The organism is Bacteroides sp. L10-4, assembly GCF_013373675.1.
In the GTDB taxonomy this organism is placed as follows: Bacteria; Bacteroidota; Bacteroidia; order Bacteroidales; family Bacteroidaceae; genus Bacteroides; species Bacteroides muris.
In genome coordinates, this window is sequence record NZ_JABXJH010000010.1 from 39,247 (window position 1) to 58,118 (window position 18,872).

16 protein-coding genes and 1 pseudogene are annotated in these 18,872 nt (G+C 49.9%); 11 read left to right on the forward strand and 6 right to left on the reverse strand.

Annotated features, from left to right (window positions below; genetic code table 11):
• Together HU824_RS19675 and HU824_RS05185 are read left to right on the forward strand one after the other, a co-directional pair.
• Positions 1-312, forward strand: a pseudogene (locus HU824_RS19675) (MATE family efflux transporter); the annotation flags it as partial.
• 103 nt (positions 313-415) lie between these two features.
• A complete protein-coding gene (locus HU824_RS05185) occupies positions 416-1,090 on the forward strand; it encodes an OmpA family protein (RefSeq protein ID WP_136009366.1) in 675 nt (224 codons plus the stop codon).
• A gap of 153 nt (positions 1,091-1,243) precedes the next feature.
• On the opposite strand, the gene HU824_RS05190 is transcribed toward HU824_RS05185, so the two are convergent.
• From HU824_RS05190 to HU824_RS05200, 3 genes are read right to left on the reverse strand one after another with little or no spacing between them, the layout of a single operon-like run.
• On the reverse strand, positions 1,244-2,392 hold the full coding sequence (locus HU824_RS05190) for a cytochrome d ubiquinol oxidase subunit II (RefSeq protein WP_176468281.1): 1,149 nt from the start codon (positions 2,390-2,392) through the stop codon (positions 1,244-1,246).
• Positions 2,393-2,424: 32 nt separating this feature from the next.
• Positions 2,425-3,987, reverse strand: coding sequence for a cytochrome ubiquinol oxidase subunit I (locus HU824_RS05195; RefSeq protein WP_176468282.1), 1,563 nt, complete (start codon positions 3,985-3,987; stop codon positions 2,425-2,427).
• Between the two features lie 45 nt (positions 3,988-4,032).
• On the reverse strand, positions 4,033-4,272 hold the full coding sequence (locus HU824_RS05200; protein WP_136009363.1) for a DUF4492 domain-containing protein: 240 nt from the start codon (positions 4,270-4,272) through the stop codon (positions 4,033-4,035).
• Between the two features lie 210 nt (positions 4,273-4,482).
• Here HU824_RS05200 and HU824_RS05205 point away from each other — a divergent pair, with 210 nt between their 5' ends.
• The 6 genes from HU824_RS05205 to HU824_RS05230 all read left to right on the forward strand — a co-directional run bounded on the left by HU824_RS05205 (position 4,483) and on the right by HU824_RS05230 (position 11,121).
• Complete coding sequence (locus tag HU824_RS05205) at positions 4,483-5,883, forward strand: TolC family protein (RefSeq protein ID WP_136009362.1); 1,401 nt, start codon at positions 4,483-4,485, stop codon at positions 5,881-5,883.
• A gap of 12 nt (positions 5,884-5,895) precedes the next feature.
• The gene (locus tag HU824_RS05210; protein ID WP_136009361.1) at positions 5,896-7,125 is read left to right on the forward strand and encodes an efflux RND transporter periplasmic adaptor subunit; all 1,230 of its coding nucleotides are present in this window, start codon (positions 5,896-5,898) and stop codon (positions 7,123-7,125) included.
• A 15-nt stretch (positions 7,126-7,140) separates the two neighbouring features.
• A complete protein-coding gene (locus HU824_RS05215) occupies positions 7,141-7,887 on the forward strand; it encodes an ABC transporter ATP-binding protein (protein ID WP_136009360.1) in 747 nt (248 codons plus the stop codon).
• Positions 7,887-9,107, forward strand: a complete 1,221-nt coding sequence (locus HU824_RS05220) for an ABC transporter permease (RefSeq protein ID WP_176468283.1) — start codon at positions 7,887-7,889, stop codon at positions 9,105-9,107. The genes HU824_RS05215 and HU824_RS05220 overlap by 1 nt, the downstream gene beginning before the upstream one ends.
• Before the next feature lie 248 nt (positions 9,108-9,355).
• On the forward strand, positions 9,356-10,423 hold the full coding sequence (locus HU824_RS05225) for a sensor histidine kinase (protein WP_136009358.1): 1,068 nt from the start codon (positions 9,356-9,358) through the stop codon (positions 10,421-10,423).
• Positions 10,420-11,121 carry a LytTR family DNA-binding domain-containing protein gene (locus HU824_RS05230; protein WP_176468284.1) on the forward strand — a complete coding sequence of 234 codons (702 nt, stop codon included), beginning with the start codon at positions 10,420-10,422 and terminating at the stop codon, positions 11,119-11,121. Before HU824_RS05225 ends, HU824_RS05230 begins: the two co-directional genes overlap by 4 nt.
• A 242-nt stretch (positions 11,122-11,363) precedes the next feature.
• On the opposite strand, the gene pgl is transcribed toward HU824_RS05230, so the two are convergent.
• The 3 genes from pgl to gnd are packed head-to-tail and all read right to left on the reverse strand — an operon-like array spanning position 11,364 to position 15,095.
• Positions 11,364-12,110, reverse strand: a complete 747-nt coding sequence (gene pgl, locus HU824_RS05235) for a 6-phosphogluconolactonase (RefSeq protein ID WP_176468285.1) — start codon at positions 12,108-12,110, stop codon at positions 11,364-11,366.
• Entirely contained in the window at positions 12,107-13,603 is a 1,497-nt protein-coding gene (zwf, locus tag HU824_RS05240) for a glucose-6-phosphate dehydrogenase (RefSeq protein ID WP_176468286.1), read from the reverse strand. Before zwf ends, pgl begins: the two co-directional genes overlap by 4 nt.
• Before the next feature lie 16 nt (positions 13,604-13,619).
• Complete coding sequence (gene gnd / locus HU824_RS05245; RefSeq protein ID WP_176468287.1) at positions 13,620-15,095, reverse strand: decarboxylating NADP(+)-dependent phosphogluconate dehydrogenase; 1,476 nt, start codon at positions 15,093-15,095, stop codon at positions 13,620-13,622.
• Between the two features lie 128 nt (positions 15,096-15,223).
• Here gnd and HU824_RS05250 point away from each other — a divergent pair, with 128 nt between their 5' ends.
• The 3 genes from HU824_RS05250 (at position 15,224) to HU824_RS05260 (ending at position 18,638) form a co-directional block, all read left to right on the forward strand.
• Positions 15,224-16,384, forward strand: a complete 1,161-nt coding sequence (locus HU824_RS05250; RefSeq protein ID WP_136009354.1) for a dicarboxylate/amino acid:cation symporter — start codon at positions 15,224-15,226, stop codon at positions 16,382-16,384.
• Positions 16,385-16,458: 74 nt separating this feature from the next.
• Complete coding sequence (gene gmd / locus HU824_RS05255; protein WP_176468288.1) at positions 16,459-17,535, forward strand: GDP-mannose 4,6-dehydratase; 1,077 nt, start codon at positions 16,459-16,461, stop codon at positions 17,533-17,535.
• A gap of 26 nt (positions 17,536-17,561) precedes the next feature.
• Positions 17,562-18,638, forward strand: a complete 1,077-nt coding sequence (locus tag HU824_RS05260; RefSeq protein ID WP_136009352.1) for a GDP-L-fucose synthase — start codon at positions 17,562-17,564, stop codon at positions 18,636-18,638.
• Positions 18,639-18,872 lie beyond the last annotated feature (234 nt).

An 18,872-nucleotide genomic window follows, 5' to 3' on the forward strand; every position in this document is an offset into this window, starting at 1 on the left:
TTTATCGCCCAGAACTATGCAGCGGGACAGAAGTCACGCGTGAAGCAGGCATGGCGCACCACCCTATGGATGACTGGTGTATTCGGCAGCCTCTGCTCGTTGCTGTTCATCTTGTTCGGCAACGAGGTGTTCTCCATCTTCGTGCCTGAGAGCGATGCCTACCGCGTGGGTGGAGACTATCTCCGCATTGACGGCTATTCGCAAATGTTCATGATGATGGAAATCACCATGCAAGGTGTGTTCTACGGGCTGGGACGGACGATACCGCCTGCCATTGTAAGCATCGGATGTAACTATATGCGCATTCCTCTAAAAAAACAACCGCACTGACGAACTTTAGGAAGAGAAATATGGTTATTATATACATAAATTTGCAGTATTAAAGATAAAGTCAACTTTTAAAAGAAAAAGAATTATGAAGAAAATGAAAATTACAGTATTGTTTCTGTGCAGTGCATTACTGCTGGGCAGTTGTGGCACCATGAACAACAAAGCAAAAGGTGGAATAATCGGTGGTGGCTCCGGCGCAGCGGCAGGTGCCATTATCGGCGGACTGATAGGTAAAGGCAAGGGTGCTGCCATTGGCGCGGCAGTAGGCGCGGCAGTAGGTACGGGTGCCGGTGTTGCCATCGGACACAAAATGGACAAAAAGGCTGCCGAAGCTGCCAAGATTGAAGGTGCCCAAGTGGAGCAGGTAACGGATGCCAACGGCTTGCCGGCTGTCAAAGTATCCTTTGCGGCAGGTATTTTGTTCGGCTTCAACTCTGCAGCACTGAGCAACGATGCCAAGGCTTCCCTGCGCGAACTTGCACAAATTCTGAAGGAAGACCCGACAACGGATATTGCCATCATCGGCCATACCGACAAGGTGGGTACTTACGAAGCTAACATGAAGGTTTCCAAGAATCGTGCCTATGCCGTAGAGAACTATTTGCAGGATTGCGGTGTATCTCCAGCCCAATTCAAGAAAGTGGAAGGCGTGGGATACAACGAATACGACGAAAGTCTGTCTGCCGACCAGAACCGACGCGTGGAAGTATACATGTATGCCAGCGAACAGATGATTAAGAATGCGGAAGCAGCTAATTAACGTGCGAATGTGATTTATGTGCCGATTAGCATATTGGCACATTAATCACATTGTCAAAAATACAAAAAACGATAAAAGAGAAAGACTAATTCTGCGATTGATGAAACTGGCACCCAGTTCTGCATCCTTAGTCTCTCTCACTTCAATTTTCAATCAATATGCGTGTCCACCCTCTTCCATCTCCTTCGCATCAATCTTACGATTGTCTATGCTGCGCCATGCGTAGAAGATGTAGGCAAGAACGAAAGGAACAAGGATAGAGACATAAGCCATCACCTTCAGTGTGAACTGACTCGAGCAACTGTTTGCCAACGTGAGTGAGCTTTGCAGGTCGTGGGTAGAAGGATAATAGGCCGTATTGTTATAGCCTGTCACAAGCAGCAGTGCCAATACCGTAAGCACCGTCCCTGCACCGGCAAACCAGATACCTTTATCGAATGTCGGCTTCCACAGCGTGCGGATGATGCCCCAGAGCACAGCCACCACACCAACAAGAAATACAAGCAGCACTACCGGCATCTGCAGGAAGTTCGTCAGATACTTGTAAGGTTCCATAAACACCTCTCCCGTTTCCGGACGTACAGCATAGCCGTCGGCCACCAGCGTACGAATGACGAAGGCCAGGAAGAATAACAGAAACAATGCCGTATTTCCCCAGAGTGCCCGGCGACAACGTCTCACCAAATCATCCTCATTGATATTATTAATAAAATAAAGCGCTCCCAAGATGCGTGCCAGGAAGAATACAGCCAACCCGAGCACCACATTCCATGGGTTGAGCAACGCATCCAGCCCGTGTCCTGCATTGGCCCACTGACTGATGACCGGCATCAACGTATCTGCCATATTCCCTTTATTAATGCAAAATTCGGCCCCCGTGAAGAACGTGGACACTGCCCCACCCAGCAATACCGGACCTACCACTCCGTTTATCACCAGGAACGTGCGATACGTTGTCTTGCCCAACAGATTTCCCGCTTTCGACTGGAACTCGTAGCTGACAGCCTGCAACACAAAGCTGAACAGAATAATCATCCACAACCAATAGGCCCCTCCGAAACTAGTGCTATAGAACAACGGAAACGAAGCAAAGAACGCACCTCCAAACGTGACAAGCGTTGTAAATGTGAACTCCCACTTCCGTCCCGTAGAATTAATCATCATCTTCTTCTGCTCCTCCGTCTTCCCCAGACAGAACAGAAGCGAATTACCTCCCTGCACAAACAGCAGGAATACCAGCAGTGCTCCCAACAAGGAGACTACGAACCACCAATAGTGTTGAAGAAAAATATAGGTATTCATTGTGAGTTATGAATTATAAATTATGAATTATGTTATGAATTATGCGTTTCTGTTTCCGGACCTTTGCGAATGGCCTTCAGCATAATTCCCACCTCGGCAATCAGCATGACAGTGAAAAGCACAAGGAAGATAAAGAACGTGGTCTGCACGGAGCCTACGTCCAGCTTAGAGATAGCCGCACTCGTAGGCAGCATGTCTTGGATGGCCCACGGCTGACGACCGCACTCGGCAACCACCCATCCGGCTTGTCCAGCCAGATAGCCCAACGGAATGGTGAGCATAGCCACCCAATGCATCCACGGCATCTGCGACAAGTCTTTCTTATAGGCCAGGAACAGCACCACGATAAAGAAGAGGATGAAATATCCCCCCAACATCACCATCACACGGAACATGTAGAACGTAAGAGGCACATTGGGCACCAGCTCGTTCGCATCCTTGATATAGCCGTAACCGAAATAGGCTACATTATCTTTCAGCACTTTGGCAGCCACCTCTGCATCCGCATCATTGCCCGCCGCCTTGGCTGCACGATAGGCGGCAAACGCACCGATGGCCGTTTTTCCTTTTTCTATTTTCTCTTCTGCCGAAAGCGCTATGGTACCGTCCCTCAACGGATATCCGCCTTTCAGCAAGTCATTGATGCCGGGAACAAAAGCATCCATCTTCCGTTCGGCAAGCAGCGACAGCATCTTAGGGATTTCCACACGGAAAAGGAAGGGATCTACTCCGTCCTGCGGCGTCTGCTTGGCAGGATTCAGCAGACCGAAGGCTACCAGCCCCGCACCCTGCTCTCCTTCATAATACCCTTCCATGGCGGCAAGCTTCATCGGCTGCTTTTGCGCCACCTGATAGCCCGAGCCATCACCCGTCCAGGCAGAGAGCACAGCGGCACACAGCCCTACCCATGCGGCAATCTTTACACTTGCCAGCGCAAATTCCTTTTCACGCTTCTTCCACAGATACCAGCAGCTTACGCCTACTACAAACACGGCAGCCAGCACCCAGCCGGACAGCACACTGTGGAAGAACTTGTTGACAGCCATCGGCGAAGTTGCCACAGCCCAGAAGTCCACCATCTCGTTGCGTGCCGTATCGGGATTGAACTCCATGCCTACGGGGTTCTGCATCCACGCATTGGCAACCAGAATCCACCAGGCGGAAATCGTGGCGCCCAGCCCCGTGAGCCAGGTAGATGCCAAGTGGAAACGCTTGCTCACCTTATCCCAGCCGAAGAACATGACGGCGATAAACGTTGCTTCCATAAAGAAAGCCAAAATACCCTCGATGGCAAGCGGCGCACCGAAGATGTCGCCCACAAACCAGCTGTAATTACTCCAATTCGTACCGAATTCAAACTCCAGAATGATGCCGGTTGCTACACCAATAGCAAAGTTGATACCGAAAATCTTCATCCAGAATTTGGCAGTACGTTTCCAAAATTCGTCACCCGTACGGTAGTACACCGTCTCCATGATGCCCATAATTACCGCCAGTCCAAGTGTCAGCGGCACAAAAATCCAGTGATAGATGGCTGTCAAGGCAAATTGGGCTCTCGACCAGTCAATCAGAGAAGTGTCAATGTGTTCAAGCATAAGAATCAAGTTATGTGTTATGAGTTATAAATTATTTGCTGAGAGTTATTGGGAAGGTAGAAGGTCACTGCCCAGACTCCGGTGGATAAGCTCATTGCTGACGTAGCCTTCCTTGTCATCGCCCACCACGGGAGTATTCAAAAACCGTGGAAAGAAGAAAAGGCGGAGAATAAAGAACATGATAAATAACTTCACAAGGATGATAAGCCACAAAGTACGCCCTAACGTCATACTTCGGAAACCTTCCAAATAAAAACGCCAAATATTCACCGCAGTCCGTTTCATGTCGATAAAATTATAATGATTACAAATATAAAATACTTTTATATAAAGAACAAATAAAAAAGTAAAAAGTTGAACAGAAAAAAGAGTTCTCCCATTCATCGGTACAAAAAAGATTTTAGACGAGAAAAATTCTCCCAACGTCTATCACTTTTGCAATCCTTTCTCCACTCCGCTACATTTGCCAATGTAAAACCATAGAATAACGAAGATATGACGAATGTAAAAAGATTGACAGTGATAGCGCTATGTATGGCAAGCTGCATGGGATTGGCCGCCCAAAACGCCACTCCCGCGCAGACTATCGGAAATTCCGAACAGCCTGCCGACAGCCTGGCCGCCCTATGGGACTTGCAGTCGTGCATCGACTATGCCTTACGGCAAAACATCACCATCCGTAAGAACCGCCTCAGTGCGGAAAGTGCCCGGGTAGACGTAAAGGCCGCCCAAGCCGCCCTCTTCCCCAACCTTTCGGCCAGTGTGAACCAGCGTATCGTGAATCGCCCGAAGAGCGAAACAAACACCATCATCGACGGTGACAATATCACCAGCAGCCAGAGCAAGACTTCCTACAACGGTAGCTACGGCATTGATGCCAACTGGACTCTCTACAATGGCGGGAAGCGCCTCAACACCATCAAACAGCAGCAACTGAACCGCCGCATTGCCGAGCTCAGCGTGGCCCAAAGCGAAAACAGCATCGAGGAAAGCATCGCACAGAACTACGTACAGATACTCTACGCCACCGAAGCCGTGAAAGTGAACGAATCTACCCTGAAAGTGAGCCAGGCCGAATGCGAACGCGCCCGCCAGCTTCTTGAAGCAGGAAGCATAGCCAAGAGCGACCTGGCACAACTGGAAGCGCAGGTAAGCACCGACAAGTACCAGTTGGTGACAGCGCAAGCCACCCTGCAAGACTACAAACTACAGCTGAAACAGCTTCTGGAACTGGATGGCGAAGCCGAAATGAACCTCTACATCCCTGCCCTGGGCACAGAAAACGTACTGGCACCCCTGCCCGCCAAGACGGATGTCTATCGCTCTGCCCTCGTGCTTCGTCCGGAGATAGAAGCAGGCAAACTGAACATACAGACATCCGACCTTGACATCAAGATTGCCCGCGCAGGCTATCTGCCTACTCTGAGCCTCAGCGCCGGTATCGGAACCAGCCATGCCAATGGCAACGACTTCACCTTCAGCGAGCAGGTAAAGCAGAACTGGAACAACTCGCTGGGCTTCACCGTAAGCGTGCCCATCTTCAGTAATCGACAGACCAAAAGTGCCATAGAGAAAGCCAAAATTCAGAAGCAAACCAGTGAGCTGGACTTGCTGGATGACCAGAAGGCACTGTACAAAACCGTCGAAACCCTCTGGCTCGATGCCAACAGCGCACAGCAACGCTACGTCGCTGCTACGGAGAAACTGAAAAGTACGCAGATCAGCTATGAGCTAATCCGGGAACAGTTCAACCTGGGCATGAAGAATACCGTAGAACTGCTGACGGAAAAGAGTAATCTGCTCAACGCACAGCAGGAAACGCTGCAGGCCAAGTACATGGCAATACTGAACATGCAGCTACTGAAGTTTTACCAAGGAGAAAAAATCGAATTATAATACCTTATATATATGAACAAAAAAAGAACCATCCTCATTGCCGTAGCTGCCGTAGTCATAGTGGGCGGCGGCGTATGCCTCTTTGGTGGCGCAAAGGCCAAGCACGGGGTGACCTACGCCACAGCCACCGTCAGTAAAGGCGAGATTGCCGAATCCGTAACCGCCACGGGAACCATCGAACCGGTGACGGAAGTAGAAGTGGGTACCCAGGTGAGCGGTATCATCGATAAGATTTATGTAGACTACAATTCCGTAGTAACCAAAGGCCAGCTCATTGCCGAGATGGACCGCGTGACACTGCAAAGCGAACTCGCTTCGCAACGCGCCGCCTATAACGGTGCAAAGGCCGAGTACGACTACCAGAAGAAACTCTACGAACGCAACAAGACCTTGAACGAAAAGCAGCTCATCGCCACAACGGACTATGAGCAGTCCGTCTATAACTACGAGAAAGCCAAGAGCAACTACGAAAGCAGCCAGGCATCACTGGCAAAGGCCGAACGCAACCTTTCCTATGCCACCATCACCTCTCCCATTGACGGCGTGGTCATCAGCCGCGACGTGGAAGCCGGACAGACCGTAGCTTCCGGATTTGAGACGCCGACACTGTTCACCATCGCTGCCGACCTGACGCAGATGCAGGTTGTGGCCGATGTGGATGAAGCCGACATAGGTGGTGTGGAAGAAGGACAGCGCGCCACATTTACCGTAGACGCCTATCCGAATGACGTGTTTGAAGGAGTAGTCACGCAAATCCGCCTGGGAGATGCCAGCTCAAGCAGCACGTCGAGCACCGGCACCAGCACGGTTGTGACCTACGAAGTAGTCATCTCCGCCCACAACCCGGACCTGAAACTGAAGCCACGTCTGACAGCCAACGTCACCATCTTCACCCTCGACCGCAAAAACGTGCTGTGCGCTCCCGCCCGTGCCCTGCGTTTCAACCCCGAAAAACCGCTTATCGGCGACAATGATATCGTGAAAGACTGCGAAGGGGAACATAAACTCTGGACACGCGAAGGCAACACCTTTACCGCCCATCCAGTGAAAATCGGTATCTCCAACGGAGTCAACACGGAAATCATCAGCGGCATTAACGAAGGTACCGTAGTGGTGACCGAAGCCACCATCGGCAGCCTGCCCGGCAGCGGTGCTCCGGACATGAACAGGGAAGTTCCCGGCGGTGAAAAGAGTCCGTTCATGCCCGGCCCTCCGGGAAGCAAGAAGAAGAACGGAAAATAATATAAAAAAAGAATTATGAACAAAGCAGTCATTGAACTTCAAAATATCAAACGGAACTTCCAGGTGGGAGACGAAACCGTGCATGCCCTGCGCGGCGTCTCGTTCACCATCCACGAAGGCGAGTTTGTCACCATCATGGGCACATCGGGCTCCGGAAAGTCTACTTTGCTGAATACCCTCGGCTGCCTGGACACGCCCACCAGCGGCGAATACCTGCTGGACGGCATCTCCGTACGCACCATGAGCAAGCCTCAACGTGCCGTACTGCGCAACCGTAAAATCGGATTCGTATTCCAAAACTATAACCTGCTGCCCAAAACCACTGCTGTGGAGAATGTGGAGCTACCGCTGATGTACAACTCCTCCGTCTCGGCTTCCGAAAGGCGGAGGCGCGCCATCGAAGCCCTGCAAGCCGTAGGACTGGGAGACCGACTGGAGCATAAGTCCAATCAGATGTCCGGCGGACAGATGCAACGCGTAGCCATCGCCCGCGCCCTGGTGAACAATCCCGCGGTTATCCTGGCAGACGAAGCCACGGGTAATCTGGACACCCGTACCTCTTTCGAGATTCTGGTACTGTTCCAAAAGCTGCATGCCGAAGGACGTACTATCATCTTCGTGACACACAATCCCGAAATAGCCCAGTACAGCAGCCGCAACATCGTGCTGCGCGACGGGCAAATCAAGGACGATACAATCAACACCCATATTCAGAATGCAGCCGAAGCCCTGGCCGCATTACCTAAACAGGAGGAAGACTAATGAACGGAACAAACCTTTTCAAAATAGCCCTGCGAGCCTTGAACAACAACAAGCTGCGCGCATTCCTCACCATGCTGGGCATCATCATCGGCGTGGCGTCCGTCATCACGATGCTTGCCATCGGACAAGGTTCGAAGAAAAGCATCCAAGCGCAAATCTCCGAGATGGGCTCCAACATGATTATGATTCATCCCGGTGCCGACATGCGTGGCGGTGTCCGCCAAGACCCCAGCGCCATGCAGACACTGAAGCTGACCGACTACGAAGCCCTGCGCAACGAAACCAATTTCCTGGCTGCCGTCAGTCCCAATGTCTCCTCCAGCGGACAACTCATCGCCGGCAACAACAACTACCCCTCCTCTGTGAGCGGCGTCGGTACGGATTATCTCGAAATCCGGCAGCTCAGCGTAGAGAACGGCGAAATGTTTACCGAAGCCGACATACAGACCTCCGCCAAGGTGTGCGTCATCGGAAAGACCATCCGGGACAATCTCTTCCCCGGTGGAGAAGACCCCGTAGGACGTATCATACGCTTCAACCAAATTCCCTTCCGCGTGGTGGGCGTGCTGAAGTCCAAAGGCTACAACTCCATGGGCATGGACCAGGACGATGTCGTGCTCGCCCCTTACAGCACCGTGATGAAACGCCTGCTGGCACAGACCTATCTCAGCGGTATCTTCGCCTCTGCCCTTACCGAGGAGATGACAGACAATGCCACCGGCGAAATTACCGGGATACTACGCCGCAACCACAAGCTGAAGGAGAGTGACGATGACGACTTCACCATCCGCAGCCAGCAGGAACTCAGCACCATGCTGAACTCCACCACCGACCTGATGACCACGTTGCTTGCCTGCATCGCCGGCATCTCGCTCGTTGTGGGCGGCATCGGCATCATGAACATCATGTATGTATCGGTGACGGAACGCACGCGCGAAATCGGTCTACGCATGAGTGTAGGCGCACGCGGTGTCGACATCTTGAGCCAGTTCCTCATCGAAGCCATTCTTATCAGCATCACTGGAGGCATTATCGGCGTCATCATAGGCTGCGGCGCCAGTTGGATAGTGAAAAGTGTTGCCCACTGGCCCATCTTCATACAGCCATGGAGCGTATTCCTCTCCTTCGCCGTATGTACCGTTACCGGTGTGTTCTTCGGTTGGTATCCCGCCAAGAAGGCTGCGGACCTCGACCCGATAGAAGCCATACGCTACGAATAACCAGTCTTCCTCTTGTCGGACATTAGGAAAGAACTTTCTATGTATTAGGAAGAAACTTTCTGCCAACAAGAAGAAAAGTTATGCGGAACTAAAGATAATCTCTATCCCAAGCCTTGGGATAGACATCCGCAAGCTGGGGACACATATCCGCAACCTTGGAATACATATCCGCACCCTGCGAACAAGGAAAAGCTCTACAGGCGTTGCGGATGTTTTCAATATCCATATAAAAATATTATCTTTGTGTCATGATGAAACTGCAACTTCCCAACCCACGCCGCTGTGGCATCGAAATCCTGATACACATCATAGGCTGGGGAATCATATTCGGTTTCCCCTTTCTGATGATGACGCGAAGCGGATTCAACATCACCTGGATGGACTATCTGCGCCACGGCAGTGTCATCCCCCTCTCCTTTCTCATCGTGTTCTACGTAAACTATTGTTTCCTGATTCCACGATACTTGTTCGAAGGACGCATCAAGCAGTATCTGCTGCTCAACGCACTGCTGATTATCTGTATCACCGCCGGTGCCCACCTATGGCAAGAATACATGTTTCAGGCACACGCCCACGATGATAAAGGCAGCAAACGCATAGGACCTCCCAAATGGATATTCATCCTGCGCGATGCCTTCTCCATGATACTGACCATAGGGCTAAGTGCCGCCATCAAGATGAGCGGACGCTGGGTACAGATGGACGCTGCCCGCCGGGAAGCCGAGAAAAGCCGCACGGAAGCCGAGCTGAAAAACCTGCGCAACCAACTCAACCCGCATTTCCTGCTCAACACACTGAACAACATCTACGCCCTCATCGCCTTCGATGCCGACAAGGCACAAACCGCTGTACAGGAACTGAGTCGGTTGCTGCGCCATGTGCTGTACGACAACCAGCAGAGCTTCGTCACCCTGAACAAGGAGATGGACTTTATCCGCAACTACATCGAACTGATGCGCATCCGTCTCTCCTCCAACGTCACTGTGGAAACAAAGATAGACATCCGGCCGGACAGTCGTACGGAAATAGCTCCGCTCATCTTCATCTCTCTAATAGAGAATGCCTTCAAGCATGGCATCTCCCCTACCGAGCCCAGCTATATCCGCATCCACTTCAGTGAAAGTCCCGGAGAGATATGCTGCGAAATAACCAACAGCTACCATCCCAAAAGCATGGCAGACAAAAGCGGAAGCGGCATCGGTCTGGAACAGGTACGCAAGCGTCTGGAACTGACCTATCCCGGTCATTACGGCTGGCAGCAGGAAGTGAGCGAAGACATGAAAGAGTATAAATCGATTTTAATTATAAAAATATGAATCTGAAGTGTGCCATTGTAGACGACGAACCTCTTGCTTTGGGGCTTCTGGAAAGCTACGTCAACAAGACCCCGTTTCTGGAGTTGGCCGGTAAATATTCCAGTGCCGTGCAAGCCATCAAGGAATTGCCCGAAAAGCACGTCGACCTGCTTTTCCTCGACATCCAGATGCCCGAACTGAACGGACTCGAATTTTCAAAGATGGTCGATTTCAATACCCGCATTGTTTTCACCACCGCCTTCGACCAATATGCCATAGACGGCTACAAGGTCAATGCGCTGGACTACTTGCTGAAACCCATCTCCTACGTTGACTTTCTGCAAGCTGCCCACAAGGCTGTGCAATGGTTCGAATTGCTGCAACAGCCGAAGGAAGAGATTCGGAGCATCTTCGTAAAGAGCGAGTATAAGCTGGTGCAAATCGAACTGAGTAGAATTCTGTACATAGAGGGGTTGAAAGACTATCTTAAAATCTACGAGGAGGACTCTCCCAAGCCTGTCTTGTCTTTAATGAGCATGAAGGCAATGGAGGAACTCCTGCCTGCCTCGCGTTTCATGCGCGTCCACCGTTCCTACATTGTCCAAAAGGAAAAAATACGCATCATAGACCGTGGTCGCATCGTATTCGGGAAGAATTATATCCCGGTAAGTGACAGCTACAAACAAGCTTTTCAGGATTTTTTAGACCGAAGAAGCTAGAAAAATCGACCAATCCATCGATAAAATCAGGAAAAACGTCGATTTATCATAGAATCCTTTTGCATATTAAAATATGTTTTTTTATCTTTGCACCGAACAGATAGGAGTTGTGAAACTCCCCCAATAGAATAGTTTAGTTAAGTCTAGTTTAGTTTTTGTGTGAAGCACTTCCTCCGTGAGCGAACGTTGGAAGTGCTTTTATTTTAGGTGTATCGGGCACTTACAAGAAAAGCAGATTTCCATCATTTCGCAGCAGGTTGCAAAATTTGATTGTCGGACAATCTCCCCCCATTGGCCCAGACATCGAGAAACAATTCCACATGCTCGGCATGATGGGCCACATAAGCTGCCGGACCGGTGGCATCCCCGGAATCAAGAATATTGCGGACTACATCCGCCTTATTCTTACCGGTAATAAAGAAAATAAGATGCTTCGCAGCAAACAAAAGGCAGCCGGTCATGGCTATGCGTTTCTGCCCATTATAGGGATTGACACTCACCTCATAAGGATGAAAGGAAGAAAGCAGACACTCCTGGCCCGGAAAGATAGAGGAAGTATGCCCGTCATCTCCTGCACCAAGCAAAACGACATCGAAGGCAGGGAATCTGCCCAAAAGCGGAACCGTACGGCAAACCAGTGTCGAATAGTTCTTTGCCTCAATCTCCGGGCAGTTCACTCCATAAATAGGGTGAACGTATTCATCGGGCATGCCCACTTCCTCCAACAGCAAACGGCGCATGGTACCATAATTGCTCTCATAATCCTCTGCCTGTACACACCGTTCATCCACCCAGTAAATCCGCATCCGCATCCAAGGAGTCGCCTCCTTGTACTCGTTAGCCCAAATGCTAAACATCAGCGAAGGAGTAGTTCCCCCGCTGAATGCAAAATAAAAGGTCTTTTCCGGCTCACGCTCCATCATCGCAATCAAATGTTCAATCAACGCATGTGCCGTAGCTGTAGCCGAATGACAAACATAACTTTTCATAACTCGCAATATTCATCAGTATTAGTCAAATTCTTACACGGATTAGTCCACTCAGCACCATGTTCGCGCATCATCTCTTCACTCTCCAAAGGTCCCCAAGTACCTGCGGGATACCCATATAAAGGAGCATCCGTATGCTCTTTCCAATAACGCAACACGGAATCGAAAAAGCGCCATGAAGCCTCTACCGCGTCGCTGCGGGTAAAGAGTGTAGGGTCACCTTGTATGCAGTCCTCTATCAGACGGGCATAGGCATCACCAGTAGGCAGCCCGCCCAACTGGTCATAACTGAAGTCCATCATCACCTGCTTCACGTCAAATCCGGGTCCGGGAGTCTTCATGCCGAATTTCAATACAATGCCTTCATTGGGTTGCAGGCGCAGAATCAGCTTATTCGCACGAGGACAGTGTCCACCCTCGCAATGGAACATCTGATGAGGCGTCTCACGAAAATGTACAACAATTTCAGTCACCTTTGTCGGCATCTGTTTGCCGGTACGGATATAGAAAGGAACCCCCTTCCACCGCCAATTGTCGATACCGATTTTCATGGCAATATACGTTTCGGTACGCGAATTGGGTGCCACGTTCTTCTCTTCTCTATACCCGGCTTTCGAGCCCGAAGCCGTATATTGTCCACGGACAATGTGTTCCTCCAAATCCTCCTCTGTCAAGGGAGCCAATGACTCATATACCTTCACCACCTCGTTGCGGAAATTATCTGCATTGAAAATGGCAGGCGGCTCCAATGCAGTAAGTGCCACAAGCTGTATGAGATGGTTTTGCACCATATCACGCAAGGCTCCGGCACCTTCATAAAATCCGCCCCGTCCTTCGATACCCAGATTCTCTACGGCTGTAATCTCCACATAGTCTATATAATTACGGTTCCATAACGGTTCGAAGATTCCGTTGGCAAAACGGAAGGCGAGAATGTTCTGCGCCGTTTCCTTACCCAGAAAATGGTCGATACGATAAATCTGATGTTCCTTGAAAACCGAAGCATAAATACGATTCAGCTTTCCGGCCGACTCCAAATCGTAACCGAACGGCTTTTCAACAATGATACGTGTATCAGGACGGTTTAGACCGGCAGCCTTCAAATGCAAGGGAATGACACCGTACAAGGAAGGTGGAGTAGCCAGATAAAACAGCAGGTTATCCGGCTTCTTCTCACCGGTAAACTCCTGTAAGCGTCCATCCAGCAGATGATAGCCTTCGACCTGGGCAGGATCTAATGCCAAGTAATGCAGATGACTGCAAAAATCCTTCATTCTATCTTCCACCTGCTCTTTGGAAGCTACGAACTTACCCAATTCACTCATTATATATTCTTGGTAGCGGGCATCCGTATACTCGGTACGCCCTATCCCCAAAATGGTGAATCCTTCCGGCAACCGCCCGCCATTATATAAAGTATAGAGTGCCGGCATCAGTTTGCGCTTCGTCAAGTCGCCCGAAGCGCCGAATATAACAATCACTAGTTTCTTCATTATCCGCTTCCCTTTCTCACACATTGTACGTACCCGATTTCGTGTCTCCTCCGTGTCCCGTCCAATTTTCATGGAAAAACTGTCCACGCAACTCGTCTGTCCTTTCAAAGGTATGTGCACCAAAATAGTCACGTTGCGCCTGAATCATATTGGCAGGCAACTTGACAGACACCAGGGAATAGAAATAATTCAAGGCAGACGAAAATGCAGGCACCGGAAGTTCCTCTTTCATGGATTGTGCCACCAGATGTTTCCAGCCGGAAAGCAGCTGTTGCATTTCATTTTTGAAATAAGGTGCCAACAGCAGATGTTTAGGCTTATCTTTAGCCTCGAAAGCCGTGGCTATGTCGTTCAGGAAAATGCTACGGATGATGCAGCCCCCCCGCCACATGCGGGCGATGGATGCCAAATCGAGGTTCCAGGCAAAAGCATCGGAGGCACGCTGCAACACAGCGAATCCTTGGGCGTATGACACTAATTTGGAAGCATAGAGTGCGGAATAGATATCCTTCACCATCTCCGACTTGTTGTACACCGCCTGCGAGCGTCGGCATACAAATTGCTTGGAAGCCGTTTCGCGCAGACCTTTCTGTACCGATAAACTACGTTCGAACACAGCCGTAGCAATCAGCCCCAACGGCATGCCCAGCTCCATTGCATTAATGACAGACCACTTACCCGTACCTTTCTGTCCGGCGGTATCCAATATCTTGTCTATCAAGTAACCTCCCGATTTGTCCTTATGACGCAGTATATTGGCAGTAATTTCAATGAGATAGCTACGCAACTTACCCTCATTCCAATCAGCAAAGATTTCCGCCATCTGTCCATTGTCCAACCCCAGCAGATTCTTCATCACCCAATAAGCTTCGGCAATGAGCTGCATATCTCCATATTCGATACCGTTATGTATCATCTTGACAAAATGACCCGAACCGGCAGGACCAATCCACTGGCAACACGGAGTACCGTCAGATGCTTTTGCCGCAATACTCTGCAAGATAGGTTTCACCTCAGGCCAGGCACTTTCAGAGCCTCCAGGCATGATAGAAGCGCCGTTCAGCGCTCCTTCCTCTCCACCGGAAACTCCGGTTCCCACAAAACGGAAGCCTTTCTTCTCGGCCAATGCCACACGCCGATTAGTGTCCTCATAATTGGAATTACCACCGTCAATCAGTATATCCCCTTCGGACAAATGGGGAAACAGCTGTTCCATCAGCTCATCCACTGCACTGCCGGCACGAACCATCATCATTATTTTGCGAGGTGTGGCAATGGAAGTTACGAATTCGGCTATGTCTGTATAGCCTTCAATGCTTTTCCCTTTGGCGCGGCCGTTCACAAAACGTACCACTACTCCTTCTTCCACTCCCGGAACCGTACGATTATATACCGAAACATTCCATCCCCTATCTGCCATATTGAGAGCCAAATTCTCTCCCATCACGGCTAGACCGACAAGTCCAATGTCTGTTTTATTTAGATTCTCCATATTGATGCAAATCTTATTTTTCCATGGAAACAAAATGCTAATAGCATTTGTTCGTATGAATTACGGAAATAAAATAGTACTTTTGCCAGCGAAAGCCTATTTTTCAACCAGACAGAAAACCAATGCCTATGAAGAACTTCCACATCGGACTATTGCCACGCATCATCATTGCCATTATTTCAGGTATACTTTTTGGAAATTTCCTACCCGCTTCGCTGGTGCGGTTGTTCGTAACATTCAATGCTATTTTCAGTGAATTCCTGAACTTCTGCATTCCCCTCATCATTGTGGGACTGGTCACGATTGCCATTGCCGACATCGGCAAAGGGGCCGGGCGGATGCTGGTGATTACGGCGCTCATCGCTTACGGAGCCACCTTGTTCTCCGGTTTTCTCTCCTACTTCACCGGCATGACAGTATTCCCTTCCCTGATAGCCCCCGGAGTGCCGTTGGAAAAAATCAGCGAGTCGCAAGGTATCCTTCCCTATTTTTCAGTGGGCATCCCACCGTTGATGAATGTAATGACCGCACTCGTACTTGCCTTCACGCTGGGACTGGGCTTGGCACAACTGAAAAGTGAGGTGCTGAAAAATGCGGCGCGCGATTTTCGAGAAATTATCATCCGCACAATCAGTGCAGTGATATTACCACTGCTTCCCATCTATATTTTCGGTATTTTCCTCAACATGACACACAACGGGCAAGTATTCGGTATCCTGATGGTATTTATTAAGATAATCGGTGTAATCTTCCTGCTTCACATCTTCCTCCTGATATTCCAATATAGCATTGCGGCACTGTTTGTCCACAAAAACCCTCTCAAGCTATTGGGACGGATGATGCCTGCCTACTTCATGGCGCTGGGCACTCAATCCAGTGCCGCCACTATCCCCGTAACGCTGGAGCAGACCCGGAAAAACGGTGCCTCTGCCGACATCGCCGGATTCGTCATCCCACTTTGCGCCACAATCCATTTGTCGGGTAGTACATTGAAGATTGTGGCATGTGCCCTGGCACTGATGATAATGCAAGGCATGCCCCATGATTTCTCTCTATTTGCAGGCTTCATCTTCATGCTGGGCATCACTATGGTGGCCGCTCCGGGAGTACCGGGAGGTGCCATCATGGCATCACTGGGCATTCTGCAATCCATGCTGGGCTTTGACGAGTCGGCACAAGCACTGATGATTGCGCTATACATAGCGATGGACAGCTTCGGCACAGCCTGCAATGTTACAGGCGACGGAGCAATTGCATTGATTATCGACAAAGTGATGGGAAAGAAATAGTTTATATTTTGCCATCTCGTGAAAAATAGCGAATATTGCAGTCTGAAAAGACATAATAACAAAAAGCATACATTATGAAGAAAGCTCTTATCTCCGGCATTACCGGGCAAGACGGTTCGTTCCTTGCCGAATTCCTCCTACAGAAAGGATATGAAGTGCACGGTATCCTGCGTCGCTCTTCCTCCTTCAACACCGGCCGCATTGAGCACCTCTACTTCGATGAATGGGTACGCGACATGAAACAGAAACGTACCATCAATCTGCACTATGGAGACATGACGGACTCCAGTTCTCTGATTCGCATCATCCAGAGTGTGCAACCGGACGAAATATATAATCTTGCCGCCCAAAGCCATGTCAAAGTATCCTTCGACGTACCCGAATATACCGCTGAAACCGATGCTGTAGGCACCCTGCGCATGCTCGAAGCCGTACGCATCCTCGGTATGGAGAAGAAGACACGCATCTACCAGGCCTCCACTTCCGAGCTCTTTGGGAAAGTGCAGGAAGTGCCGCAAAGCGAAACGACCCCGTTCTATCCCCGCAGCCCCTATGGCGTAGCCAAACAGTATGGCTTTTGGATTACAAAAAACTATCGCGAAAGCTATGGCATGTTTGCCGTAAACGGCATACTCTTCAACCACGAGAGCGAACGTCGCGGTGAAACCTTCGTGACAAGAAAAATCACACTGGCGGCCGCCCGCATCGCTCAAGGTCTTCAAGACAAGCTGTATTTAGGCAACCTGGATGCCCGGCGCGACTGGGGGTATGCCAAAGACTACATAGAGTGCATGTGGCTCATCCTACAGCACGACACTCCCGAAGACTTCGTCATTGCCACCGGAGAGATGCACACCGTACGCGAATTTGCGACGCTTGCATTCCGGGAGGCAGGCATCACTCTACGCTGGGAAGAGCAGGGAGTGAACGAGAAAGGTATCGACACACAGACCGGCAAAGTCCTCGTGGAAGTCGACCCAAAATATTTCCGGCCTGCCGAAGTGGAACAGTTACTGGGAGACCCCACCAAAGCAAGAACATTGCTAGGATGGAACCCGAAGCGGACCAGTTTTGAAGAGTTGGTACGCATCATGGTAGAGCACGACATGAAATTCGTGAAAAAGTTGTATTTAAAAAGCAAAGAGCTTTGAATGGCCAAACAAATTTTCAGATAACAATGTTAGACAAAAATGCCAAAATATATGTAGCAGGCCACCGGGGATTGGTAGGTTCTGCCATCTGGAAGAATCTTCAGGAGAAAGGATATACCAACCTCGTCGGCAAGACCCACAAAGAGCTCGATTTGCTCGACGGAGTTGCCGTACGCCGCTTCTTCGACGAGGAGCAGCCTGAATATGTATTCCTTGCCGCCGCCTTTGTGGGCGGCATCATGGCCAACAATATCTATCGTGCCGATTTTATCTACAAGAACCTGCAGATACAGCAGAATGTCATCGGCGAAAGTTTCCGTCACGGAGTGAAAAAACTCCTCTTTCTGGGTAGTACCTGCATCTATCCCCGTGATACCGAACAGCCGATGAAGGAAGACGCACTCCTCACCTCTCCGCTGGAATACACCAACGAGCCCTATGCCATTGCCAAAATAGCCGGACTGAAAATGTGCGAAAGCTTCAATCTTCAGTACAGTACGAACTACATTGCCGTGATGCCCACCAACCTTTATGGCCCCAACGACAATTTCGACCTGGAACGCAGCCACGTACTCCCCGCCATGATACGCAAGATACACCTTGCCCACCACCTGAAACAAGGTGACTGGGATGCCGTACGCCACGACATGAACCTGCGTCCGGTGGAAGGCATCAACGGCGACAGCAGCAAAGAGGACATTCTGAATATTCTCCAGAAATACGGCATCAGCGAAGAAGAAGTGAAATTATGGGGTACTGGCACCCCCTTGCGCGAATTCCTCTGGAGCGAGGAGATGGCAGATGCCAGCGTCTTCGTCATGGAGCACGTCAACTTCAAGGATACCTTCAATCCGGACGACAAGGAAATCCGCAACTGCCACATCAATATTGGTACGGGAAAAGAAATCACCATCCGCCAATTGGCAGAGCTGATTGTAAACACCGTAGGCTATCAAGGCCGTTTGGCTTTCGATACCTCCAAACCAGATGGAACCATGCGCAAACTGACTGATCCCGGCAAACTACATGCATTGGGCTGGCATCATAAGATTGACATTGAAGAAGGCGTACAACGTATGTACAACTGGTATTTGAAGGGATGATTATCCCTTCGCCTTTTTTCTAAGAAAACTCATAAATCCCCTTTTTAAACGCATGGAGATTCTTTTACAAAAATTCAGACAATTCAACGGACTTGCCATATCACGGCCTTCTGAACCTAAATAACTCGGTAGGAAGGCCGTTTATCTCATTCCATAGCAGATACAAACAAAAAATCCGGTGTGTTTGTCCCAGTCCAGTCCTTTAACTACTAACAGAGCGAAGTAACAACTCTC